The organism is Neorhizobium turbinariae (assembly GCF_023223505.1).
GTDB lineage: Bacteria > Pseudomonadota > Alphaproteobacteria > Rhizobiales > Rhizobiaceae > Neorhizobium > Neorhizobium turbinariae.
In genome coordinates, this window is record NZ_JALPRY010000008.1 from 218,409 (window position 1) to 238,807 (window position 20,399).

17 protein-coding genes are annotated in these 20,399 nt (G+C 60.7%); 7 read left to right on the forward strand and 10 right to left on the reverse strand.

Features of this window, described 5'->3' with window-relative positions; translation table 11 throughout:
- Nucleotides 1–31: 31 nt before the first annotated feature.
- The 5 genes from M0654_RS07615 (at nt 32) to M0654_RS07635 (ending at nt 6,412) form a co-directional block, all read left to right on the forward strand.
- On the forward strand, nt 32–1,321 hold the full coding sequence (locus M0654_RS07615; RefSeq protein ID WP_248682548.1) for an ABC transporter substrate-binding protein: 1,290 nt from the start codon (nt 32–34) through the stop codon (nt 1,319–1,321).
- 99 nt (nt 1,322–1,420) lie between these two features.
- Nucleotides 1,421–2,854, forward strand: coding sequence for an FAD-dependent oxidoreductase (locus tag M0654_RS07620; RefSeq protein WP_248682549.1), 1,434 nt, complete (start codon nt 1,421–1,423; stop codon nt 2,852–2,854).
- A gap of 65 nt (nt 2,855–2,919) precedes the next feature.
- Entirely contained in the window at nt 2,920–3,981 is a 1,062-nt protein-coding gene (locus M0654_RS07625; protein ID WP_248682550.1) for an ABC transporter ATP-binding protein, read from the forward strand.
- Nucleotides 3,982–4,048: 67 nt separating this feature from the next.
- Nucleotides 4,049–4,777, forward strand: coding sequence for an SDR family oxidoreductase (locus M0654_RS07630; RefSeq protein ID WP_248682551.1), 729 nt, complete (start codon nt 4,049–4,051; stop codon nt 4,775–4,777).
- 3 nt (nt 4,778–4,780) lie between these two features.
- Complete coding sequence (locus M0654_RS07635; protein WP_248682552.1) at nt 4,781–6,412, forward strand: FGGY-family carbohydrate kinase; 1,632 nt, start codon at nt 4,781–4,783, stop codon at nt 6,410–6,412.
- Between the two features lie 25 nt (nt 6,413–6,437).
- Here the strand turns inward: M0654_RS07635 and M0654_RS07640 are convergent, their stop codons facing one another.
- The 6 genes from M0654_RS07640 to M0654_RS07665 all read right to left on the reverse strand — a co-directional run bounded on the left by M0654_RS07640 (nt 6,438) and on the right by M0654_RS07665 (nt 13,313).
- Complete coding sequence (locus M0654_RS07640) at nt 6,438–6,602, reverse strand: hypothetical protein (protein ID WP_248682553.1); 165 nt, start codon at nt 6,600–6,602, stop codon at nt 6,438–6,440.
- Between the two features lie 143 nt (nt 6,603–6,745).
- The gene (locus tag M0654_RS07645) at nt 6,746–8,803 is read right to left on the reverse strand and encodes a 3'-5' exonuclease (RefSeq protein ID WP_248682554.1); all 2,058 of its coding nucleotides are present in this window, start codon (nt 8,801–8,803) and stop codon (nt 6,746–6,748) included.
- Nucleotides 8,804–8,821: 18 nt separating this feature from the next.
- The gene (locus M0654_RS07650; RefSeq protein WP_248682555.1) at nt 8,822–9,346 is read right to left on the reverse strand and encodes a hypothetical protein; all 525 of its coding nucleotides are present in this window, start codon (nt 9,344–9,346) and stop codon (nt 8,822–8,824) included.
- 15 nt (nt 9,347–9,361) lie between these two features.
- A complete protein-coding gene (locus M0654_RS07655; RefSeq protein WP_248682556.1) occupies nt 9,362–11,188 on the reverse strand; it encodes a DUF294 nucleotidyltransferase-like domain-containing protein in 1,827 nt (608 codons plus the stop codon).
- Nucleotides 11,189–11,272: 84 nt separating this feature from the next.
- Nucleotides 11,273–13,039, reverse strand: a complete 1,767-nt coding sequence (locus M0654_RS07660) for a sodium:solute symporter family protein (protein ID WP_118851754.1) — start codon at nt 13,037–13,039, stop codon at nt 11,273–11,275.
- Nucleotides 13,040–13,052: 13 nt separating this feature from the next.
- Complete coding sequence (locus M0654_RS07665; protein WP_118851755.1) at nt 13,053–13,313, reverse strand: DUF4212 domain-containing protein; 261 nt, start codon at nt 13,311–13,313, stop codon at nt 13,053–13,055.
- A gap of 358 nt (nt 13,314–13,671) precedes the next feature.
- On the opposite strand from M0654_RS07665, the gene M0654_RS07670 reads away from it, so the two are divergent.
- Nucleotides 13,672–14,616 (forward strand): bile acid:sodium symporter family protein, encoded by a 945-nt coding sequence (locus tag M0654_RS07670; RefSeq protein WP_248682557.1) that lies wholly within the window; start codon nt 13,672–13,674, stop codon nt 14,614–14,616.
- Between the two features lie 124 nt (nt 14,617–14,740).
- Nucleotides 14,741–16,153: an alanine/glycine:cation symporter family protein gene (locus M0654_RS07675; RefSeq protein ID WP_248682558.1), complete on the forward strand. Its 1,413-nt coding sequence runs from the start codon at nt 14,741–14,743 to the stop codon at nt 16,151–16,153.
- A gap of 27 nt (nt 16,154–16,180) precedes the next feature.
- On the opposite strand, the gene M0654_RS07680 is transcribed toward M0654_RS07675, so the two are convergent.
- The 4 genes from M0654_RS07680 to M0654_RS07695 all read right to left on the reverse strand — a co-directional run bounded on the left by M0654_RS07680 (nt 16,181) and on the right by M0654_RS07695 (nt 20,320).
- Nucleotides 16,181–16,582: a DUF930 domain-containing protein gene (locus M0654_RS07680; protein WP_248682559.1), complete on the reverse strand. Its 402-nt coding sequence runs from the start codon at nt 16,580–16,582 to the stop codon at nt 16,181–16,183.
- Between the two features lie 142 nt (nt 16,583–16,724).
- Nucleotides 16,725–17,738 carry an acyltransferase family protein gene (locus M0654_RS07685; protein WP_248682663.1) on the reverse strand — a complete coding sequence of 338 codons (1,014 nt, stop codon included), beginning with the start codon at nt 17,736–17,738 and terminating at the stop codon, nt 16,725–16,727.
- A 40-nt stretch (nt 17,739–17,778) separates the two neighbouring features.
- The gene (locus tag M0654_RS07690; RefSeq protein WP_248682560.1) at nt 17,779–19,059 is read right to left on the reverse strand and encodes an O-antigen ligase family protein; all 1,281 of its coding nucleotides are present in this window, start codon (nt 19,057–19,059) and stop codon (nt 17,779–17,781) included.
- A 7-nt stretch (nt 19,060–19,066) separates the two neighbouring features.
- Complete coding sequence (locus M0654_RS07695) at nt 19,067–20,320, reverse strand: polysaccharide biosynthesis/export family protein (RefSeq protein ID WP_390919777.1); 1,254 nt, start codon at nt 20,318–20,320, stop codon at nt 19,067–19,069.
- Nucleotides 20,321–20,399 lie beyond the last annotated feature (79 nt).

Consider the following 20,399-nt stretch of genomic DNA (forward strand, 5'->3'; position numbering starts at 1 on the left):
GCCACCAATGTCTGAAAAGGGAGGAAAACATATGTCAGACAAGCTACTGAACCTTACGCGACGCAGCTTTCTCGGAACTGCCATGGGCGGCGCGGCAGCGCTCGCCGCAGGCCAGTCCTTTGCGGCGAGCAAGACGCTCAATGTCCTGAGCCATAAGGTGCACCAGACGGTGCTTGGCACAGGCGATGGTGACCTTCTAAAGGACTGGAAGTCTGCCAACGATGCTGACGTGTCCTGGACGACGTTTGATTCAAACCCGTTGCAGGACCGACTGTTCCGCGAGGCGAGCCTCAGTTCAACCGACTTCAACGTCGGCTACATGGTCGACAACCGCCCGACGAAGCAGATCGCTGCCATGTTCGAGCCGCTCGATGCGTATCTGCAGAAGGACGCGATCGAGGATTTTGAGGACATCGCACCAGGCCTCGTGCAGGGCATGACGGTCGATGGCAAGCTGATTGGCATCCCGGTGCGTCATGCCACGCAGGGCCTGTTCTACAACGAGGCATTGCTTGAAGAGCAGGGTATCAGCGCCCCGCCAACCACGCTGGAAGAACTGGCTGAGCAGGCTCAAAAGCTGACCTTCACCTCAAAGGCTGGCACGCCCGTCGCGGGCATGGTGCTGGCGAGCGACCTTGCTGTGTTCCCGGTCATGTTCGCCCGCGCTTTCGGTGGTGATTTCATCAACGCCAAGTTCGAGTTGCTGCCGAACCCGGAGGCGATGGAGAAGGGCCTTTCTGTCCTTCGCAAGATGTTCGAGAACGGCGCCCTCCCCCGCAGCTATGCGACCACCAAGAACGACGACCAGGTGACCTGGCTGCAACAGGGCCGCGCCGCCTTCACGGTCTTGCCGTTTGCTCGCTTCGCGCAGTTGAACAACAAAGAACAGAGTAAGTTCCCCGGCAAGATCAAGGCGATCGAGTTCCCGATCTCAGCGGACCTCAAGGGCAAGATGCCGATGTCTTCGATCGTCGAAGCCTGGGGCATGGTGATCCCGGCGAACTCCAAGGACAAGGACCTCTCCTGGAAGTTTATCAAGGAGGTCTCGAGCAAGAGCGCGACGCTCGGTATGGCGAAGAACGGCAACGGTCCGGTTCGCGTGTCGACCTATGCCGACCCGGCAATGTCGAGCAATCCGGTCGCCGCCGTCGAGGCAGCGGTGCTGAAGAACGCCCGCGGCGCATTCCCGCCCTTCCCCGAAGCCGCACGTGCACAGTCGATCTTCCTTGAGGAAGTGCAGCTTGCGGTGCTTGGTCGCAAGGAGGTCAAGGAAGCCGTGACGTCCATCGCCACCCGCGTGAAGCCGCTGCTGCAGGCTTGAAACGTCTGAACACCGTCCGGGCGGACGCGCCCGGACTGACGAAATGCCATTGGCGGAACGACAGGGGCTCGTAAGCCCACCACGAAAGAGATCAGGACTATGCTGAACACCACCAACCGATCCATCCAGGAGCCTGCGCGGGCGACACCTGTCATGGCCGAATATGACGTGCTCGTCATCGGCGGCGGCCCCTCAGGGCTCACTTCGGCGCTCGCAGCCGCAGAGGATGGCCTGCGCGTCGGTCTCATCGAAAGCCGTAGCTTCGTCGGCGGCAATATGACCATCGGCCTGCCGGTGCTGGGCTTCCTCGGGCAGAAGGGCAACCAGATCATCGAAGGACTGCCGCAGAAGTTCATCGACCGGCTTAAGGCCCGCCACGGCGCCAGCGAACATCGCCCCTGCCCCTTGCACATGGGCATCACATTGGTTGAACCGGAAGCCGTCAAGACGGTCGCGCTTGAAATGCTGACCGAGGCAGGCGTTGAAGTCCTGTTCTACACCTTTTGCGCCGGCGTCGTTATGGATGGCGATACGATCCGCGGCGTCATTACCGAGAGCAAGAGCGGCCGCGGCGCGATCCTGGGTAAGGTCGTCATCGACTGCACCGGCGACGCCGACGTAGCCTACCGCGCTGGTGTGCCTTGCGAGAAAGGCAACGAGCATGGCGGCATGCAGCCTCCGACACTGATGTTCTGCCTCGCGGGCGTCGACACCGAGAAACTGCGTCTCAGCATCGCCAACCAGCCGCCGCAGGCGCGGACCTACCTTACCGACTTCATTCCCGCAGAGTATTTCGGCCAGAACAACCAGTTCATCATCGTTGGCCTGCGCGAACTGATTGTCAAGGCTCAGAACGAGATGGGACTGGCGATCCCCAACGAGCGAACGATCATCATCACCGGCCTCAAGGCGGGCGAGGTCTGGATCAACATGACGCGCGTCAAGGGCGTCGATGGCACCGAGGCCGCGAGCCTGACCATGGGCGAGATCGAAGCGCGCGCGCAGATCGACGACATCGTCACCTATCTCATCAACTACGTGCCGGGCTTCGAGAAGGCCTACTTCACCAAGACCGCCCCCTTCCTCGGCATCCGCGAAACTCGCCGCATCATCGGCGAATATGTGATGACCCAGGAAGACGTTCTTGGTTGCCGACATTTCGATGATTCGATTGCGGTGGCAAGCTACCCGATCGACATCCACCGCCCGTCTGACGACGGCTGTACGCTGATCTGGTGCGGTGACTGCTACGACATCCCCTACCGCTCACTGATCCCGACGAAGGTGCGCAACCTGATCGTCGCAGGCCGTGCAATCTCCACCACCCATGAAGCGATGGGCGCGATCCGCGTCATGGCCACCTGCATGGCGATGGGCGAAGCGGCAGGGCGCGCGGCCAAGATCTCCGTGCGGGGTAATCGCGCGCCGCATGAGATCGACGTCAAGGAACTCCGCCGCCAGTTGATTGCCAAGGGCGCCTACCTGCGCACCAAGGACAGCGCCGAACGAGCACGCGAACTGGAAGACGCCTGAGGGTCGCGGGGCATTCTCAAAACGATTGCCCCGCAAAAACCTACGGCTCGGGAGAAGGTAAGAAGATGGCTAGTTTAAGCTTGGCCGGGCTCAAAAAGAGCTTCGGCGCCGTCGACGTCATCAAGGGTGTCGATCTAGAGGTGAAGGACGGGGAATTTGTCGTGTTCGTCGGCCCGTCCGGCTGCGGCAAATCCACGTTGCTGCGGATGATTGCAGGTCTGGAAGAGATATCGGGCGGCGAACTCCATATCGGCGGGCGGCTCTGCAACGACCTTGAGCCGCGCGAACGTGAAATCGCGATGGTGTTCCAGTCCTACGCGCTCTACCCGCACATGACCGTCTACGACAACATGGGCTTCGGCTTGTCGCTCAACAAGACACCCAAGACGGAACTGGATGCTCGCGTTCGCGAAGCGGCCCGCATCCTGAAGATGGAGCATCTCCTGGAGCGAAAGCCGAGCCAGTTGTCCGGCGGCCAGCGTCAGCGCGTCGCGATCGGCCGCGCCATTGTGCGCAAGCCCGGCGTTTTCCTGTTCGACGAGCCACTGTCCAACCTCGATGCGGCGCTACGCGTCGACATGCGGATGGAATTGGCGAAGCTGCACCGCGAACTTAGCGCAACGATGATCTACGTCACCCACGACCAGATCGAGGCGATGACGCTCGCCGACAAGATCGTCGTGCTCGATGGCGGCCTCGTCCAGCAGGTGGGCTCGCCGATGGAGCTCTATAAGAACCCGGTGAACAAGTTCGTCGCCGGCTTTATCGGTGCGCCAAAGATGAACTTCCTGCCGGTCAAGGTTCAGTCGGTTCAAGGTGACATGGCAAGCGTCGCATCCGAGGCGATGGGCCCGATCCTCGTCCGCAGCAAGGGATTCAAGAGTGGCGACAGCGCCCTTCTCGGGGTCCGGCCACAATATCTCAAACCCGGCAAGGCGGCAGAAGGAGAAGGCAGCATCGGTGGGAAGATAGTGCTGGTCGAAAGGCTTGGAACGGAAACGATCATCGCCATAGATACGCCCGCGAACGAGCGCGTCGTGGCATCCGTGCCGGTCGATATGGAACTGTCATTCGGCGGCACAGCCGAATTCCAGTTTGCCCCGGCATCCGCACATCTCTTTCACTGATCACTACCCGGCGATCACGTCAAACTCATTGCACGCTCGGCGTGGCAGACACCAAGCAAGGAATAACATGAAACAGGACCTTTCCGGAAAGATCGCCGCAGTCACCGGTGCCGCATCTGGCATCGGGCTTGAATGCGCACGATCCCTGTTGCAGGAAGGCGCCAAAGTCGCCCTTGTCGACCGGGCAGCCGATACGTTGACGTCGCTCTGCGAAGAGCTTGGCCCGAACGCTTTCCCTGTTCAGGTCGATCTTACTGACCCCGCAAGCGTCGCCACTATGATGCCGAAGATCCTCGACCGCTTCGGCCACCTGGATATCTTCCATGCCAATGCTGGCGCCTACATTGGCGGCGAGGTGGTTGACGGCGATCCGGATGCTTGGGACAGGATGCTCAATCTGAACATCAATGCCGCTTTCCGATCCGTGCAGGCTGTGCTGCCGCACATGGTCGAGCGAAAGACGGGCGACATCATCATGACGAGTTCCATTGCCGGTCTCGTGCCGGTGGTGTGGGAGCCGATCTACACGGCATCCAAGCATGCCGTGCAGGCCTTCGTACACACGGTGCGAAGGCAGGTCGCCCAGCATGGAATCCGCGTCGGCGCCGTTGCACCCGGTCCGGTGATCACTGCCCTGATCAGCGATTGGCCACAGGCGAAGCTTGACGAGGCAATTGCCGCGGGCGGCCTGATGGAGGCCAGTGAGGTCGCAGATGCGGTCATCTTCATGTTGAGCCGGCCGCGCAACATCACCATTCGCGATCTCGTCATCCTGCCACTCAGCACGGATCTTTGAACCATGGCACCCATCTTCATCGGCGTCGACGTGGGGACCGGCAGCGCCCGTGCGGGCCTCTTCGACGAGCATGGTCGCCTGTTGGCTTCAGCCAAGCGCCCGATCACGATTTGGCATGAGCCCGGTCACGTCGTTGAACAGTCGAGCGCGCAGATCTGGCAGGCCATCTGCGCGAGCGTTAGAGAAGCAGTCGATACCGCACGCATTGATCCGTCCGCGGTCGCAGGGATTGGCTTCGACGCGACCTGCTCGCTCGTCGCGATCGGTGAGGATGGTGCTCCGGTCACCGTTAGCCCGACCGGCGACGCTGAACGCAACATCATCGTCTGGATGGACCACCGGGCGACAGGCGAAGCCGCCGAGATCAACGCGGGGAAGCATGACGTGTTGCGCTATGTCGGCGGCGTCATATCGCCCGAGATGGAGACGCCAAAGCTCCTCTGGTTGAAACGAAACCTGCCTCAGTCCTTCTCCAAGGCCGCACATTTCTTCGACCTGGCCGATTATCTGACGTGGCGCGCGACCGGCTCACTTAGCCGCTCCGCCTGTACGGTGACATGCAAATGGACGTATCTCGCGCATGAGAAGCGCTGGGACGCCGCATATTTTCAGGCGATCGGTCTCGGCCAACTTGCGGATGAAGGGTTCAAGCGGATCGGCACCGAGATTGTCGATCCCGGCACGGCCCTTGGGCAAGGCCTGACCGAACAAGCAGCTGCCGATCTCGGCCTCCTCGCCGGAACTCCGGTGGGAGCGAGCCTGATTGACGCCCATGCTGGCGGGATCGGCACGCTTGGCGGCCTCGACAGACAAGCCGAAGCGAGAGCCCAAAATCGTCTGGCCTATATCTTTGGAACCTCTGCCTGTTCGATGGCGTCGAGTGATCAGCCGGCCTTCGTCGATGGCGTCTGGGGACCGTACTATTCGGCAATGATCCCGGGGTTGTGGCTGACTGAGGGCGGTCAATCTGCGGCGGGTGCTGCCATAGATCACCTTGTCACGCTGCATCCTGCAGCCCCGAAAGCGCAGCAAGATGCCGCAGCAGAGGGCCTGTCACTTGTCTCCTGGCTTGATCGGGAAGTGCAGCGCAAGTGTGCGGACGCCAGCGAAGCTGTCAGACTTGCTCGCGATCTGCATGTTGTACCGGAATTTCTCGGGAACCGATCACCTCACGCAGATCCGAGCGCGCGCGCGATCATCTCCGGGCTCGCGCTGGACACTGACCTCGACAGCCTTGTCGCGCTTTATGTCGCTGGGCTTTGCGGACTTGGGTACGGCCTGCGGCAGCTACTGGATACGCTCGCTCGCAACGGGATGACCCTCGACCTGATCGTTGCGAGCGGTGGAGCGGCACAGAGCCCGCTCGTCCGCCAGGTCCTGGCGGACACATCGGGCCTACCGGTTGCGGTCGCCGAAACAGAGGAGCCTGTTCTTCTTGGCGCTGCGATGCTCGGCGCAACGGCCTCCGCACGTTACGCGGCGCTGACGGACGCGATGAGCGCGATGTCCCGGCTGTCGGCTTTCTACCAGCCTGCAACGGATGATATCAAAGCGCTGCACGCTCTTCGTTATCGCGCCTTTAGCAGGCTGCAAGAGGTGCAACGGAAGATCCGGCTCCGAAGCGATGTTCCTTGACAGTCTCCATCGCCATTCGGGCCGCTCAACGGTGGCCTTGCCGGGTTTCCAGCCAGTGCCAGATGCCGGCGGCCAGAGCCCCTGCGGCGATGCAGATCGCGATGCCGATGCCGGTATTGCCTCCCGCATAACCGAAGGCGGTACCAAGCACCACACCGAACAAAATCCCCCAGATCAGCTTGCTGGTCATGATCACTCCTCTGCGGTTTGGAGACGAGACCCGTGGTCCTTGACTGAGCAGCGCCGGACGAATCTGGGTCTTTTCGCTGCCAGATCAACCACAGTTGGAGGATTGGCGGAGGATTGATACCGGTTTTTCTCGGGGGTCGTTTCCTAGCCGTTCAGGTCTTTCAACAATCGGCTGTGCCGGCGGACTTCTGCCAGAACATCGTCGAAACGTTCGATCCCGCGCGAAGCCAGGATCGCCTTCAGTCGCAAGAAGGCCTCGGCGGTAGCGACCGCGTCACCCATCGCCGTGTGGCGATCCTGATCCCGAAGCGGCACGGAAAGTCGCTCGGCCAACGCATCGAGCGTGTGGTTCTCACTGGCGCCAAAGACAACCGCGGAGAGAAGCACAGTGTCCAGTACCGGATTGACGAAGCGAATGCCGAGCTCGCGCTCGCGTCGACGCAGGAATTCCATGTCGAATGGCGCGTTGTGAGCAACGAGCACCGCTCCTTCGGCGAAATTGTGAAACTGCGCAATCGCCATCGATACGTCGGGCGCATCGGCGACCATGGCATCGGTCACGCCATGAATAGCAGATGCCGAAGGCGGGATCGGACGCCCGGGATTGACCAATGTCTCAAAGACCTCGCCCTTCACCCGTTTGCCGTTGACGAGGCGAACGGCGGCGATCTGCACGATCTCGTCGCCGCGCTCAGGGAAGAGCCCCGTCGTCTCGGTATCAAAGACAACATAGGTCAGGTTATCGAGGCTCGCATCCGCCACCCTGTCGTAGTGGATGCTCGACAGGAGGTCGAAATCGTAGACAACAGCATGGGTATTCTCGTCCGATACCAGTCGCAGTGCATGCGCGGGCCCTAGCCTAAGGCTGATGACGGTGCCGCCCTCCTGCTCCTCGACTTCGAACTCCGCGGCATGCGCGTCGAGGATAGAAAGACCTGTCTTGCCATGAGGGGTATCATCAACGGGTTTGTCGAGAAGAAGTATTACCTCGTCTGCCGTCAACGGTCTCCCACGATGCGCGATCTGGATTTGTGCGCCGTCGCCGCGCCTCCTGATCGTCAGGGTGATGCTGTCGCCTCCCTTCGCGCCAAGCCCCTGGTTCACCACCTGTCGCAGCAGTGCTGTGATCTCCGCGGCGTCGCAATGCATGACCAGCGGCACAACATCCATGTCCAACTCAACGCCTAGAGGCGCGAGTGCCTTCCGCAGCCCGTGTGCGAGTTGCCGGGAATCCGTTGCCACCATGGGCCAGCTATTGGTGCGAAGCGTGTCGAAGCGCGCTTCAAGACCCGTCAGTGTGGCCGAGAGCCTTTGGAGATCATCCTGGAGCCCGCCGCCCGGACGACTTCCCGCGCCCCCGTCGGGAGCCTGCAACTGCTCGTGCAGGCTGCTGAGGACCGGTTTGGCGACCGCGAAGATCTCGGTCAGCAAGGCGTCGCGCCTTGAGCAGGAAAGGAACTCGTCCGTCATGTCCCGCAAAGTCATCACATAGGCGCCGGTGTCGCCGTCATTGTCGCGCGCAAGCCGCATCCGGCCAACCAACCGACGTCCACCAACGCGCGCCTTGCAGAGGAATTCGATGACGCCATCCGGGACCTCGGCTTCAATCAGCTCGCGGTGCGCCTGCCGGATCGGGCCGTCATGGATGTAGTCGAAGACGCTTCGCCCGAGCCAGACGGAAACATCCAGGCCGGAGAGCATGTGCTGTGCTACACTGTTGTAGAAGACCAGGCAGTGCTGTCCAGTGCATAGCAGAACCGCCGGAGGCACGTCGCCCAGCAGATGTTCCAGCTTGCTCTTGTCGGATACCAGTTGCGCCGTTTCGCGCGCCACGGCATGGGCAAGCGACGCCCGGGCGTCGCTGAGCCGCGCGGTCGCGAATGAGGCGGCAGCCGCAAGATCACCGAGATAAGACGCGTCTGGTGAATTGATTTCCTCGGAAACGTCCGCGCTGGCGCGAACCCGAATGGCCGAAGCGATTGCGTCAATAGGTCGAGCAACCCTGGTGTCAACGATGAACCATATCCACGCCGTCAGCGTGAGGATCCCAAGGGCGGCGACCGTTCCACCCTGTATCAAGGCGTTCAAGATTTCGGTACTTGCCTGCCGATGATACGCGAACCAGAGTCCTGTGCCGATAGAGACGACGGCGCCGAGCCCGATGATGGCAAAAAGCAACAGGATGCGGGCGCGCAGGCTCATTCCGCGTTTCAAGAGGCATCAACTCCGCTTGCAGGACGCCACCAAGACCGGATCATCTTCCGCGACGTCGATCCATTTTGCACCCACGATGCTTCCGTCCTGTGCGATCGAGATGCTGCTGCCGACGAGATCAGCACGCTGGTGTCTTTCACAATCAAAGGCGATCTTGATGCGAGCCGGCTGCTCCCACCGCGCCATCAGCATCACGTCGATCATCACGTGGTCCGGGAAATTCTCGTGGCGCTGGGCTGTGGCTTGATCGACGGCCGAGAAGCGCGTGACGACCGGGCTGAGATAGGACCAGGGCCGCAGGGGCGAACGGCTCTCATTCTTCCAGACCACGACGGCGTTGTTGGGCAAAGTGCCCGAGACACGGTCGAACCAGCTGTATTCGCTCCAGATCGCAAAGGCTAACATGCTGATGCCGGCACCTGCAGGCACGATCCATTTCGGAAGGCGCCCGTGGCTCATCCATCGCAGGCTCATCGCGATGCCGGCGACGGCAATACCCGAAATAAGGGCGGCGAATAACTCAAACAGCATTTTGTTCTACTTTCTTCATGCCGGGGTATTGCCGCTGTTGACCAAGGCGGACTGCATCGTGCGCACGACGACAAAGGCATCTCGCAGATGCGATCGCTCGAAGTCACCGAAGTCGTACGGGGCGAGGAAATTATCGGGCTGGCGCCCGGCCTTCACGGCCTCGGCTTGGCTGCGGAGCCTCATGTCGGCGATCAGGTCGTAGGCTGCAATCAGATCTCGTGCGCCACCGGCGGAGATAATGCCGGCATCCTCCGCAGCTTCCAGCCTCGCTCTCGTGTTAACCATCGGGATCCGCCCCTTTAGCGCGTAGACCCTGCCCAGGTCGACAACCGGCACCACGCCGTTGTGCTTCATGTCGATCTGGTTGCGGTGCTCTCCATTGCGGATGGTCGCGAAACCGCGCAACAGGCCGAGAGGCGGCGCGTGCTTCAGCGAATTGCCAATCATGTGCGCAACAAAGATGGAGTTCCGGCTTGCGCGCTCCAGAACATTGGTCCGAATCTCTTCAAACAGCGAGAACTGGCCGTAGATCGGCCGCAGGTCGAACATGACGCTTGCAAGCATCTGTGCCTTCGGCACGGGATTGTCTATCCAACTGTCGAAGTAACGCCGCCATTCGCGCGACGGCTGGCACCATTCCGGATTGCTGGCCATCATGTCGCCCGGACAAAACACATAACCGCATGCATCCAGACCATGGGTTACAAAGCGCGCAAGGCGCTCGAACCAAGACCTCTGTGCTTCGGTGAAGCTGTCGTCGATGACGATGCAGTTGTCCTGGTCTGTCACGCCGGTCTGCTCCTGGCGACCCTGGCTTCCGCAGGCGAGCCAAAGATATGGCACGGGCGGCGGACCAAGCTTTGTTTCTGCAAGCACGATCAGGCGTCGGGTGATTGCATCGGTGATATCCGTGATCTGCCGCGTCACAACGTCGTGCGCGTTGTTGCCACCCACAAGCTGGACCAGCAGTTGAGGGACGCGTGCGGCAATTCGGACGAGATCAGCGGAAGCCTCTGCCTCCGCGATCTGTCGGATCATCGACGCCGCAGAGATGGCTTGGAACCGGGTGAGGTCGGTTTGGGTCACCATGCCCACGAGTTTTTCGCCACGCACGACCGGAAGATGCGCGATGCCGCTTTCCAGCATACGGTTCAGCACGTCCGTTCCGAGGGCGTCGTCAGGCAGCACGATCGGATCGGCTGTCATCACGGTTTCAACTGTCGTCGCGACTGGATTTCGGCCCTGGGCCAAAACGCGGGACGCGAGATCCCGGGTGGTGAGGATGCCGACAACACGCTCGCCGTCTACGACGCAAAGGCTGGAGACCTTGCGGTCGCGCATAAGTTCCGCTGCTTCACGGACACTCTGTCCCGGAGAACAGGTGATCGGCGGCCTCGACATCAACTCCTCTCCCTTGCGCAGCGCGTAGTCACCGCGCTTCGCTTCGCGGGCGGGTCCGCGGGAAAAGAAACGACGGAAGACCGGCTGCTCGGCCATCAACCGCCTGAACTGGGCGACCGGCAGCACAAGAAGCAGAGTGTCGGCGAGTGCGTAGGAATTGGTGACGGCAAGACCATCGGCCAGCAACCCGCGTTCGCCAAACGAGTTGCGGGGCATCAGCCGCGAAATGACAACACCAGAATGGTCTCTGATCTCGACTTCACCGTCCATGATCAGGAAAAGACCGGCCAGCGGTTCGCCACGACTGTAGATCGCGCGGCCGGCAGTGGCCCGCTGAAGGTAAAATTGATTGGAAACCCGCTCCAGTTCGTCAGCCGGCAGGCTATCGTAAGGATGGACGGTTTCCAGGAACTTGCGGATATCAGGGGTGACCGTTTTCATGCTGCCCCCAACCAGGCAATGCAATGTCGCACTGCCGCCAAAGGAAGTAACGGGCGGCCGAAGCCGCCCGCTTGATTGCGCATATCAGTGATGGGTTGCAGAGCCTGCACCGCGCGGAACGCGGATCGACTCGACAAGATCCTGCACGTGCTGCGGCGGAGCCTGGGTGACCATCGAAACGATGTAGGCCGTCGCGAAGTTCAGGAGGGCGCCGATCGGCCCGAAGGATGCCGGAGCAATGCCGAACAGGTGGTTGGCAGGAATGTTCTCCAGCGTGTTCGTACCCGGGACGAAGAACCATCCGAGGTAGGTGAACAGGTAGACGCAGGTGGAGATGAGACCCACCAGCATACCAGCCGTTGCACCGAGCGAGTTGATGCGCTTGGAGAAGATGCCCATCATCAGGACCGGGAAGATACTTGCCGCAGCCAGGCCGAAGGCAAGTGCCACCGTCTGGGCCGCAAAGCCCGGCGGGTTGAGGCCAAGCAGGGTCGCGACCAGGATCGCACCGGCCATGGCAATACGCGCTGCCATCAGCTCTCCCTTTTCGGAGATATCCGGCTTCAGATAGTCCTTGATCAGGTCGTGGCTGATGGCCGACGAGATGGCAAGCAACAAGCCCGCAGCAGTCGAAAGAGCGGCTGCGAGACCACCGGCGGCAATGAGGCCAATAACCCAGCCCGGAAGCTGTGCGATTTCCGGATTAGCAAGAACGAGGATGTCGTTGTTGATGTCGAGTTCGTTGCCCTGCCAACCACGCTGCGCGGCGGTTTCTGCGAAACCAGCGGCCTTGTCGTTGTAGTACTGGATACGACCGTCGCCGTTCTTGTCCTCAAACTTCAGGAGACCGGTGGTTTCCCAGGTTCGCATCCAATCCGGACGCTCGTCATAGAGAACCGCCTGTTCCTGCGGGCCGCTCGGGAAAATCGTGTCGATGATGTTCAGACGCGCCATCGCACCAACGGCCGGAGCCGTGAGGTAGAGAAGCGCGATGAAGATCAGCGCCCAACCCGCCGACCAGCGTGCGTCGGCAACCTTCGGCACGGTGAAAAAGCGGATGATGACGTGCGGCAGGCCTGCCGTGCCGATCATCAGGGAGAGCGTGAACAGGAACATGTTCAACATGTCGCCCTGTGCAGTGTATGCGGTGAAGCCAAGGTCAGTAACAACCTGGTCGAGCTTCTGCAGCAGCGGCATGCTGGATTCGGTATGGGTGGAGAACAGGCCGAGCCACGGAAGCGGGTTGCCGGTGAGGTTCAGCGAAATGAAGATCGCCGGGATCGAGTAAGCGATTATCAGGACGAGATACTGGGCAACCTGCGTGTAGGTGATGCCCTTCATGCCGCCGAGAACCGCGTAGACGAAAACCACCGCTGCCGCGATCCAGAGCCCGGTGGACACTTCGACTTCCAGGAAGCGCGAGAAGGCAACGCCGGCACCAGTCATCTGCCCGATAACGTAGGTCACCGAGATGATGATGAGGCAGACAACTGCGACAAGCCGAGCCGTCTGGCTATAGAAGCGGTCGCCGATGAACTGCGGAACGGTGTATTTGCCGAATTTGCGCAGATAAGGCGCAAGCAGCAGCGCGAGCAGGACGTAGCCGCCGGTCCAGCCCATGAGGTAGGTCGAGTTACCGTAACCGACGCCTGCAATGAGGCCGGCCATGGAGATGAAGGAAGCAGCCGACATCCAGTCCGCCGCGGTTGCCATGCCGTTCATCACCGGATTGACGCCGCGGTTCGCAGCGTAGAACTCGGCTGTAGACCCTGCGCGGGCCCAGATCGCGATACCGACGTAGAGCGCAAACGACGCCCCCACGATCAGCAGGTTAAGCGTATACTGATCCATTGTTCCCCGTCCCTTACTGCTCGTCCACGCCGTGCTCGCGATCGAGCCGGTTCATGTAAGTGGCGTAATAAAAAATGAGCGCTATGAAGACGATGATCGAACCCTGCTGGGCGAACCAGAAGCCAAGGTCCGTTCCGCCTACAGGGATCCCGGAAAGCAATGGCCTCAACAGGATGCCGAAGCCGTATGAGACGATCGCCCAGATAATAAGGCAGATAGTAATGATGCGAATATTCGCGGCCCAATAGGCATTGGACGACGATTTGTCTGACATGAAAAGCCCTCCGCTTTTTCCAAAGCGCGCGCCGTTCGGCACGCCCCTCCTTGCACATCCGTCGATAAAGTTCGGGATACTCCTCCCCGATCACTGCGCACGTGACGCAGAGTCGCCAGCGTAGTTGTGCCAAGCTAAGCGCCAACCCCGCGAATGGTCGTAATACTAAAGTCCAAGTGAGAACCAATACGCTCGGCAAGCTTCCGCGCAGGGTGCCATCGCTTCAGCGACGAGCGTGGCTTGTGATGGTCATCCGCTTGTTGTAGCACCGGCTCACAGAACCTAAGGGCGTTGGGGAACCGCCCGCCACATTTGCCGGGAAACACGGGTCCGGCAGCAGTCCTTTTGGAGCAAGCACGTGAAAGCACTGGCATCCCTTTCGGCATTTGTCGGGAAGACCTTTGCCGCCTGGGTCATTCTATTTGCAGTCCTTGGTTTCTTTTTCCCCGATACGTTCAAGCAGTTCGGCCCATGGATCGTTACGCTGCTGGCGATCATCATGTTCGGCATGGGCCTGACGCTGTCGATCGAAGACTTTCGCGAAGTGGTAAAGCGCCCCTTCGACGTTGCAATCGGCGTCATCGGGCAGTTCCTGATCATGCCCCTGCTGGCAGTACTGCTGACGCAGATCATCCCGATGTCGCCGGAAGTTGCGGCCGGGGTGATCCTGGTTGGCTGCTGCCCCGGCGGCACCTCATCCAATGTCATGACATACCTGTCGAAGGGTGACATCGCGCTTTCGGTTGCCTGCACCTCCGTCACCACCCTTGCAGCTCCCATCATCACGCCGTTTCTCGTCTGGATGTTTGCAAGTCAGTATCTTCCGGTCGACGGCTGGGCGATGTTCCTGAGCATCGTCAAGGTCGTGCTCGTGCCGCTGGCCCTCGGCGCGCTCCTGCAGAAGCTCCTGCCGGGCGTGGTCAAGGCCGCGATCCCTGCCCTGCCGCTCGTCAGCGTCATCGGCATCGTTCTCATCGTTGCCGCAGTCGTCGGTGCCTCTAAGGCATCGATCGTGCAATCCGGCCTGATGATTTTCGCTGTCGTCGTCCTTCACAACGGGCTCGGTTACATGCTCGGCTTCTTTGCCGCGAAGGCTACAGGACTTTCGCTGGCCAAGCGCAAAGCCATCGCCATCGAGGTCGGAATGCAGAACTCCGGCCTGGGTGCAGCACTGGCGACGGCCTACTTTTCGCCGCTTGCTGCGGTACCAAGCGCAATCTTCAGCGTCTGGCACAACATTTCCGGTGCCCTGCTGGCAAACTGGTTTGCCAGTCGCACCGAGGATGAGGCGATCGAGCCCTAACAAAACAAACGTGAGGTTGCGGTTTTGCACCTCACGTGCCACCATCCCACCACCGGAACGACTAGGTGCTTCGGTGCCTGGTTTCTGACGTGATGCATGAGCATTCCTGCGGGAGGGGACCACCGTGACCGTTCTCAATGCCGTCATTGACTTCCTGAACACGATCTTCTGGGGTTACGTCCTCATCTACGGGCTGATCGCCGTCGGCATCTTTTTCACCCTGCGTCTCGGCTTCATCCAGATTCGGCACTTCCCGGAGCTGTTCCGCTCGGTGATGCGCACGCCGCAAAACGACACGAGCGGGATCACGCCGTTTCAGGCGCTCTGCACCAGCCTCGCTTCACGTGTGGGCACGGGCAATCTTGCGGGCGTTGCCGTCGCGCTTTCTTTGGGTGGCCCCGGAGCGCTGTTCTGGATGTGGGTTGTTGCTGCGGTCGGCATGGCGACAGCTTATTCCGAAAGCGCGCTGGCGCAGCTTTACAAGGTCACCGACCACAACGGTCAATATCGCGGCGGACCCGCCTTCTACATTTCGCGTGGCCTCAGGGCACCATGGGCGGGCGTCATCTTCTCGATCTGCCTCATCATCACCTTCGGCCTCGTCTTCAACGCCGTACAGGCGAACTCGATTGCCGATGCGATGCAGGGTGCTTTCGGCGTCGAAAAGCTCTGGGTCGGAGTCGCGCTTGCGATACTGACGGGCATCGTGATCTTCGGCGGCATCCGGCAGATCGCCCAGGTTGCGGAATATGTCGTGCCGTTCATGGCGGTCGCTTATCTCGGCATGGCACTTTACGTGGTCATTGCCAATATCACCGCGGTCCCAGGCGTAATCGCCCTCATCGTCAAGAGCGCCTTCGGCTTCGAACAGGCGGCGGGCGGCGTTGCCGGGGCGATGCTGAACGGCATCAAGCGCGGACTGTTTTCCAACGAAGCCGGCATGGGGTCCGCCCCGAATATTGCCGCAGTAGCGACACCCTCGCCGCACCATCCGTCGAGCCAGGGCTTCGTGCAGGCTCTTGGTGTTTTCATCGACACGTTGCTGATCTGCACTGCGACCGGCATCCTCATCCTGCTCTCCGGCGTCATGACGACCGGTACTGAACTCACGGGAACGCCGCTGACTCAGGAGGCAATGGTCGCGCATATCGGCGAGGCAGGCCGGTATTTTATTGCGGTCGCGATTTTCTTCTTCGCATTCACCTCGATCATCGGCAACTACGCCTATTCGGAAAACGCGATGGTGTTCCTGAAACTGGACAACAGGGGCAGCATCGGCGTGCTGCGGGCGCTGGTCCTGTTGATGGTGATCTGGGGCGCCTACACAACGGTTGCAGTCGTGTTTAATCTGGCAGACGCCACGATGGGATTGATGGCGTCCGTCAACCTCGTCGCCATCGTGTTGCTCTCAGGAACGGTTGCCAAGCTGACAAGAGACTATTTCGAACAGCGAAAGACGGGCGAGCCGCGGTTCAACCCTGAAGCCTATCCGGAACTGAAGGGGAAGATCGAACAGGCGATCTGGTCGGAGAAGTAAGCCGCGGCGCGCTTCGAGTACTTCGGCTCAGTCGTAGAGGTAGTACTGCGTCCACTCTTCGCGCGGGATCACCGGACCAATCTGGTATTGGAGCTTGTGCGCATCGAGGTGCCTCGGCCCCGTCTCGCACAGGAAGGACAGGCGGTACCAGTTGCCATGGCTCCGGAGCACGGCGCCCGGCGCCTTGATCAGGTTGTCACTGACTGTCGGCTCGCTCAGCGAGTAAGCGATGACCTTGTCGACCTTGAAGTCCTTGTTCTCCTCGTTGATCCTCATCATGACTTCAGTGTCACAGGTTTGTTCGAGCCGAGTCGCAGGATCAAGTTTCAACAGCTGGCCGTTGAGTTTGTCATCCGTCAATGCCGTAGCGGCCTGTTCTGAACAGGCAATGGCAAGACCCGCGATGACAATGAGTTTTTTAAGCCTCATTGGTCGATCTCCAGATTCTTATGTGAGCTCAGCGTGGAACAAGGGTTCTATGGCCGCGGGGGCGTGACCGTGTCAACCGCGCGAGGGTGTTCCCGGATGCCGATTGCGTTACCACAGGATAGAGACCAACAAGCGCCACAAGCTAGGGCGCCGGTTGACCGGAAACGACAGGATTGACCGGCAGCCGTCGACGCTTGACGAAACGCTGGATCGGCTTCTCGACCATCTCATAAGCGACAACACCCACGAAAACGCCTGCGAATGTTCCGACCGCTGCGATGAGCACAGGAGGAACGCTGAGGTGTAGCCCAGCCTTGACCACGACGGCCAGCGCCAGCGTATGCCAGAGGTAGATCGAGTAGGAGGCGTCGCCGAGATAGGTCAGGATCGGCAGGCTGGGTAGCCACCCTGCTTTCTCCTGCGCCAGCACGCCTGCCAACAGAAGAGCGGCGAGCGGGCCGCAACTCCACGCGTCAAATCCGAGGCGCAAGATCTCGATGGCCGCGAAGCCACCGATCGCGATAACGATCATCGTCAAGCCGATGACTTTGGGTGGGAGCATGCCCTTCAGCCACAGTTGCGCAAGGCAGGCGCCGGCGGCAAACTCAAGGACCAGCGGGTTTGTGTAGAAGCGCACCAGCAGGTTTGGCTCCGCGGCAAAACTACTGATTGCGACCAAGAGGAGCAGCGAGCCTGTGAGCAACGGCAGCAGCTGCCTCGCAGAGGCCAACAGGACTGCTGCAAACACAAGATAGAAGAAGATCTCGTAGTTCAGGGTCCACCCCTGCACCAGAACAGGCCAAAGGTGACCACCGTTTGGAGACGGCACCGGGATAAAGAGAAACGAGCCGATGGCGTGCAGCGGTTCGATGATGAGGTTCGGAAAAAGGCCAACGGCTGCGCCCGCGATCATGATCATCGTGACCAGCCAGTAGCTCGGCGCGATGCGGAGCAACCTGTCGCGCAGGAAGGAGAGCGGCTTTAACGGTCGCCGGGCGCTGATCACCATCATGATGAAGCCGCTGACAACGAAGAAGACGTCAACGCCCGCGGCACCGATGTTGAAATGCAGCCCGGTGCGTTCCGCCGCATGGAAAACGACGACGGCGGTTGCCGCGAAGGCGCGCAAATACTGGATGCCGTAGAGCGTCTTCATCGGCTGATTGTTGTGCTGGGGCGGTGACGAAGACATCAGATCACCCAAGGCCGATACGGATCTGGCCGAGCTTTGGTTTTGCGAGTTCGCTTGCGGGAACCGGCTCCTGCTGTCTTTGCCGAAGCGTCAATCGGCCCGCGGCGAAATAGAGCAGGAAGGAGCCAACGTGGTAGGGGTGCATCACGTCGATCTCGACAAAGGATCGGACAATCAGCAGGGCGGTCAGGAGGAAGAGGAGAGAGGCACCCGGGCTGCGGTCTAGGACCAGCAGTTGTCGAAAGTGGCCCGCCGCGGTGCGCAGCAGGACAACGACCAGAAAAAGCGTGCCGATCAGCCCCGTCTCGACCATCGTCTCGATATAGGTGTTGTGGAAATGGAAGCCGCTTCGCGAAGCGATGAAGAAGTCGTCCCAGAGGCGCTCGGCATCCGGGAAACCCGGAACCCAGTAGCCTTGATAGCCTACTCCAACCCAGGGAGAAGCTCCGATCGCCTCGATCCCCTGCTGCCATAGATAGGTGCGGCCGGTCAGCGTCGAGTCCTTGCCGAAGATCCCCAGCACGGCATCCATCCCCCCCGCCTGAAGTGCAAAGGCGATGCCACCGATGGCAAAGATCGTGCCGGCGAGAATGAGAAGTCGCCGCTGCCGCGGAGACACCTGGCCGATCATCTGCATGCCGATGCCCAGGCCGATGATCGCGGCGGTGGTGATGACGGAGGTTGCGGATTGGGATGCCAGAAGTGAGTAGGCGGAAATGAGGCCAACGCTTCCGGAGAGCGCCAGCCAGATGCCACGGGCCCGGAAGACGAAACAGGTCGTGAAGGTGAACAACACGCCGAGCGAGGCATAAAGACCAAGCTGGTTCTTCGATGAGAAGGCACCGACGAAGCTGTAGGTACCGTCTAGCGGATCGTAGTGATAGCTCCCGACCAGCAGCGAATACATCAGCACCACGGCGCAGCCTAGCATGGCGCCGCGCGACAGCGTCTGCGGAGCAAGTACCTGCACCGCAATGAGGGTGCAAACGATGTGGGTCAGGTACTGGATCGACGCGCGTAGCGAGATTGACGGTGCGGCCGACCAGAAGCTCGACAGGAAACAGATGACGGCGAAGGCAAAGATCCAGCCATAGCGGGCGTACGGGCCGAGCACCCTCCTGTAATCCACCAGCACCAGTGGAAACCAGAGCGCGTAATACAGAAGTATGGATACCGGGCCGAACCGGGTGGAATAAGCGAAGACGAAAAGCGACAGCGCGACGGCGCCAAGCCCAAAGGCCTGGTTACGATCCGGATCGACGAGTATCGCTTTGGTAATCTTCATGCGTGTCTCACTGCATCAGCAGTTCGGAGGCGACCTTGACCACGTCTCCGGGCTTCAGAGGCGTCGTTTCCTCCACCGGCACTTCCTTCGGTCCTTCGCCTTCATCGCGAACCACGACGTATTTGATGGACGCCTTGGTGGCGTCGAACTTCAGCGCTTCCGCCGATTGCGCCAGCGCCTCGGACATCAACTGCCTGCTGGTGTTGAGTTCCAGCTCCAGCCTTTCGAGTTCCGCCTCGGTGTCCTGCAACTCCTTGGCGCGCTGTGCCTCCCAGTCGTTGCGCAGGTTGATCTCGTCCTGGTTCGCCTTGCTGATATCCTGCTTGGCGCGCAGCGACGCCGTGTCGATGTCGAGCAGCGTCGATTCCACCTCGGCTGTCCGTTCTTCGATCGAAAGGCGCCGCTGGCTTGTCGCCAGCCCCTGCTCACTGAGGCGAGAGATCCGCTCGCGGTCCTTCTGGACCATGGCCAGTTGTTCCTTCTGCGTCTCCGCCTTCTGGCTAAGCGACTTCACCTCGCTCTCGAGCAGTTCACGAAGATCCGCGAGCGCCTTCAACTGCAGTTCGTAACGCTGGCGTCGTGACTTCATCAGCGAGGTCTCGCTGGCCAGCAGCGCCTGCGCATTCGGCACCTTTTCCAGCGCCGCGGGCATGGCGATTTCTTCGGCGCCGTCGACCTCGGCAAGAAGCCTCGCCTTTCGGGCAAGCAGCCGGCCGCGTTCGCTGCCGTAAACGGCAGATTTGCCGCTGGCGTTGATGAAGTCACGGGCAAAGCGCTGGCCGGCGTCGGAGCGGCGAAGACCACCGGCAAGGCTCACCGCCTTGAGCACGGTCATGCCGGGCACATAAGCATATTCTCCAGGCGTCGTGACATCTCCGGTCAGATAGACAGGCCGGAACTTTGCGATTTCGACAGAGGCTGATGGCTCGGTTCGAAGAGCGAACTGCGCCTGTAGCCGCTGGCCGATTTCCTTGGCAACCTCCGCCGTCGTCTTGCCGGCCACCTGAAGCTCACCGATGAAGGGTATGGCGATTGCGCCGCCGGGACCAACAGCATAATCGCCACCGATGACGCCCCAGTCCCTGACAGTACCTTCGGCTGCCTTCCACTCAGCAACGCGGATCCTCACCTGATCCATGACGCCGAGATGATAGACGTTATCCTGGGCATGAACCGGGGAAAGCGACGTGAGGGCCAATCCGGCAACCATGACACCGATGAAGGGCATGGTTCGACGCGATGCAGGCGTCTTTGTGCGCATCTTGTTTCCTAGCCTCTTATCTTGCGAGACAAGGCGGGATGACGTCATCTCCGCCGAAGAACTGCGGCCCGGGGCGAGC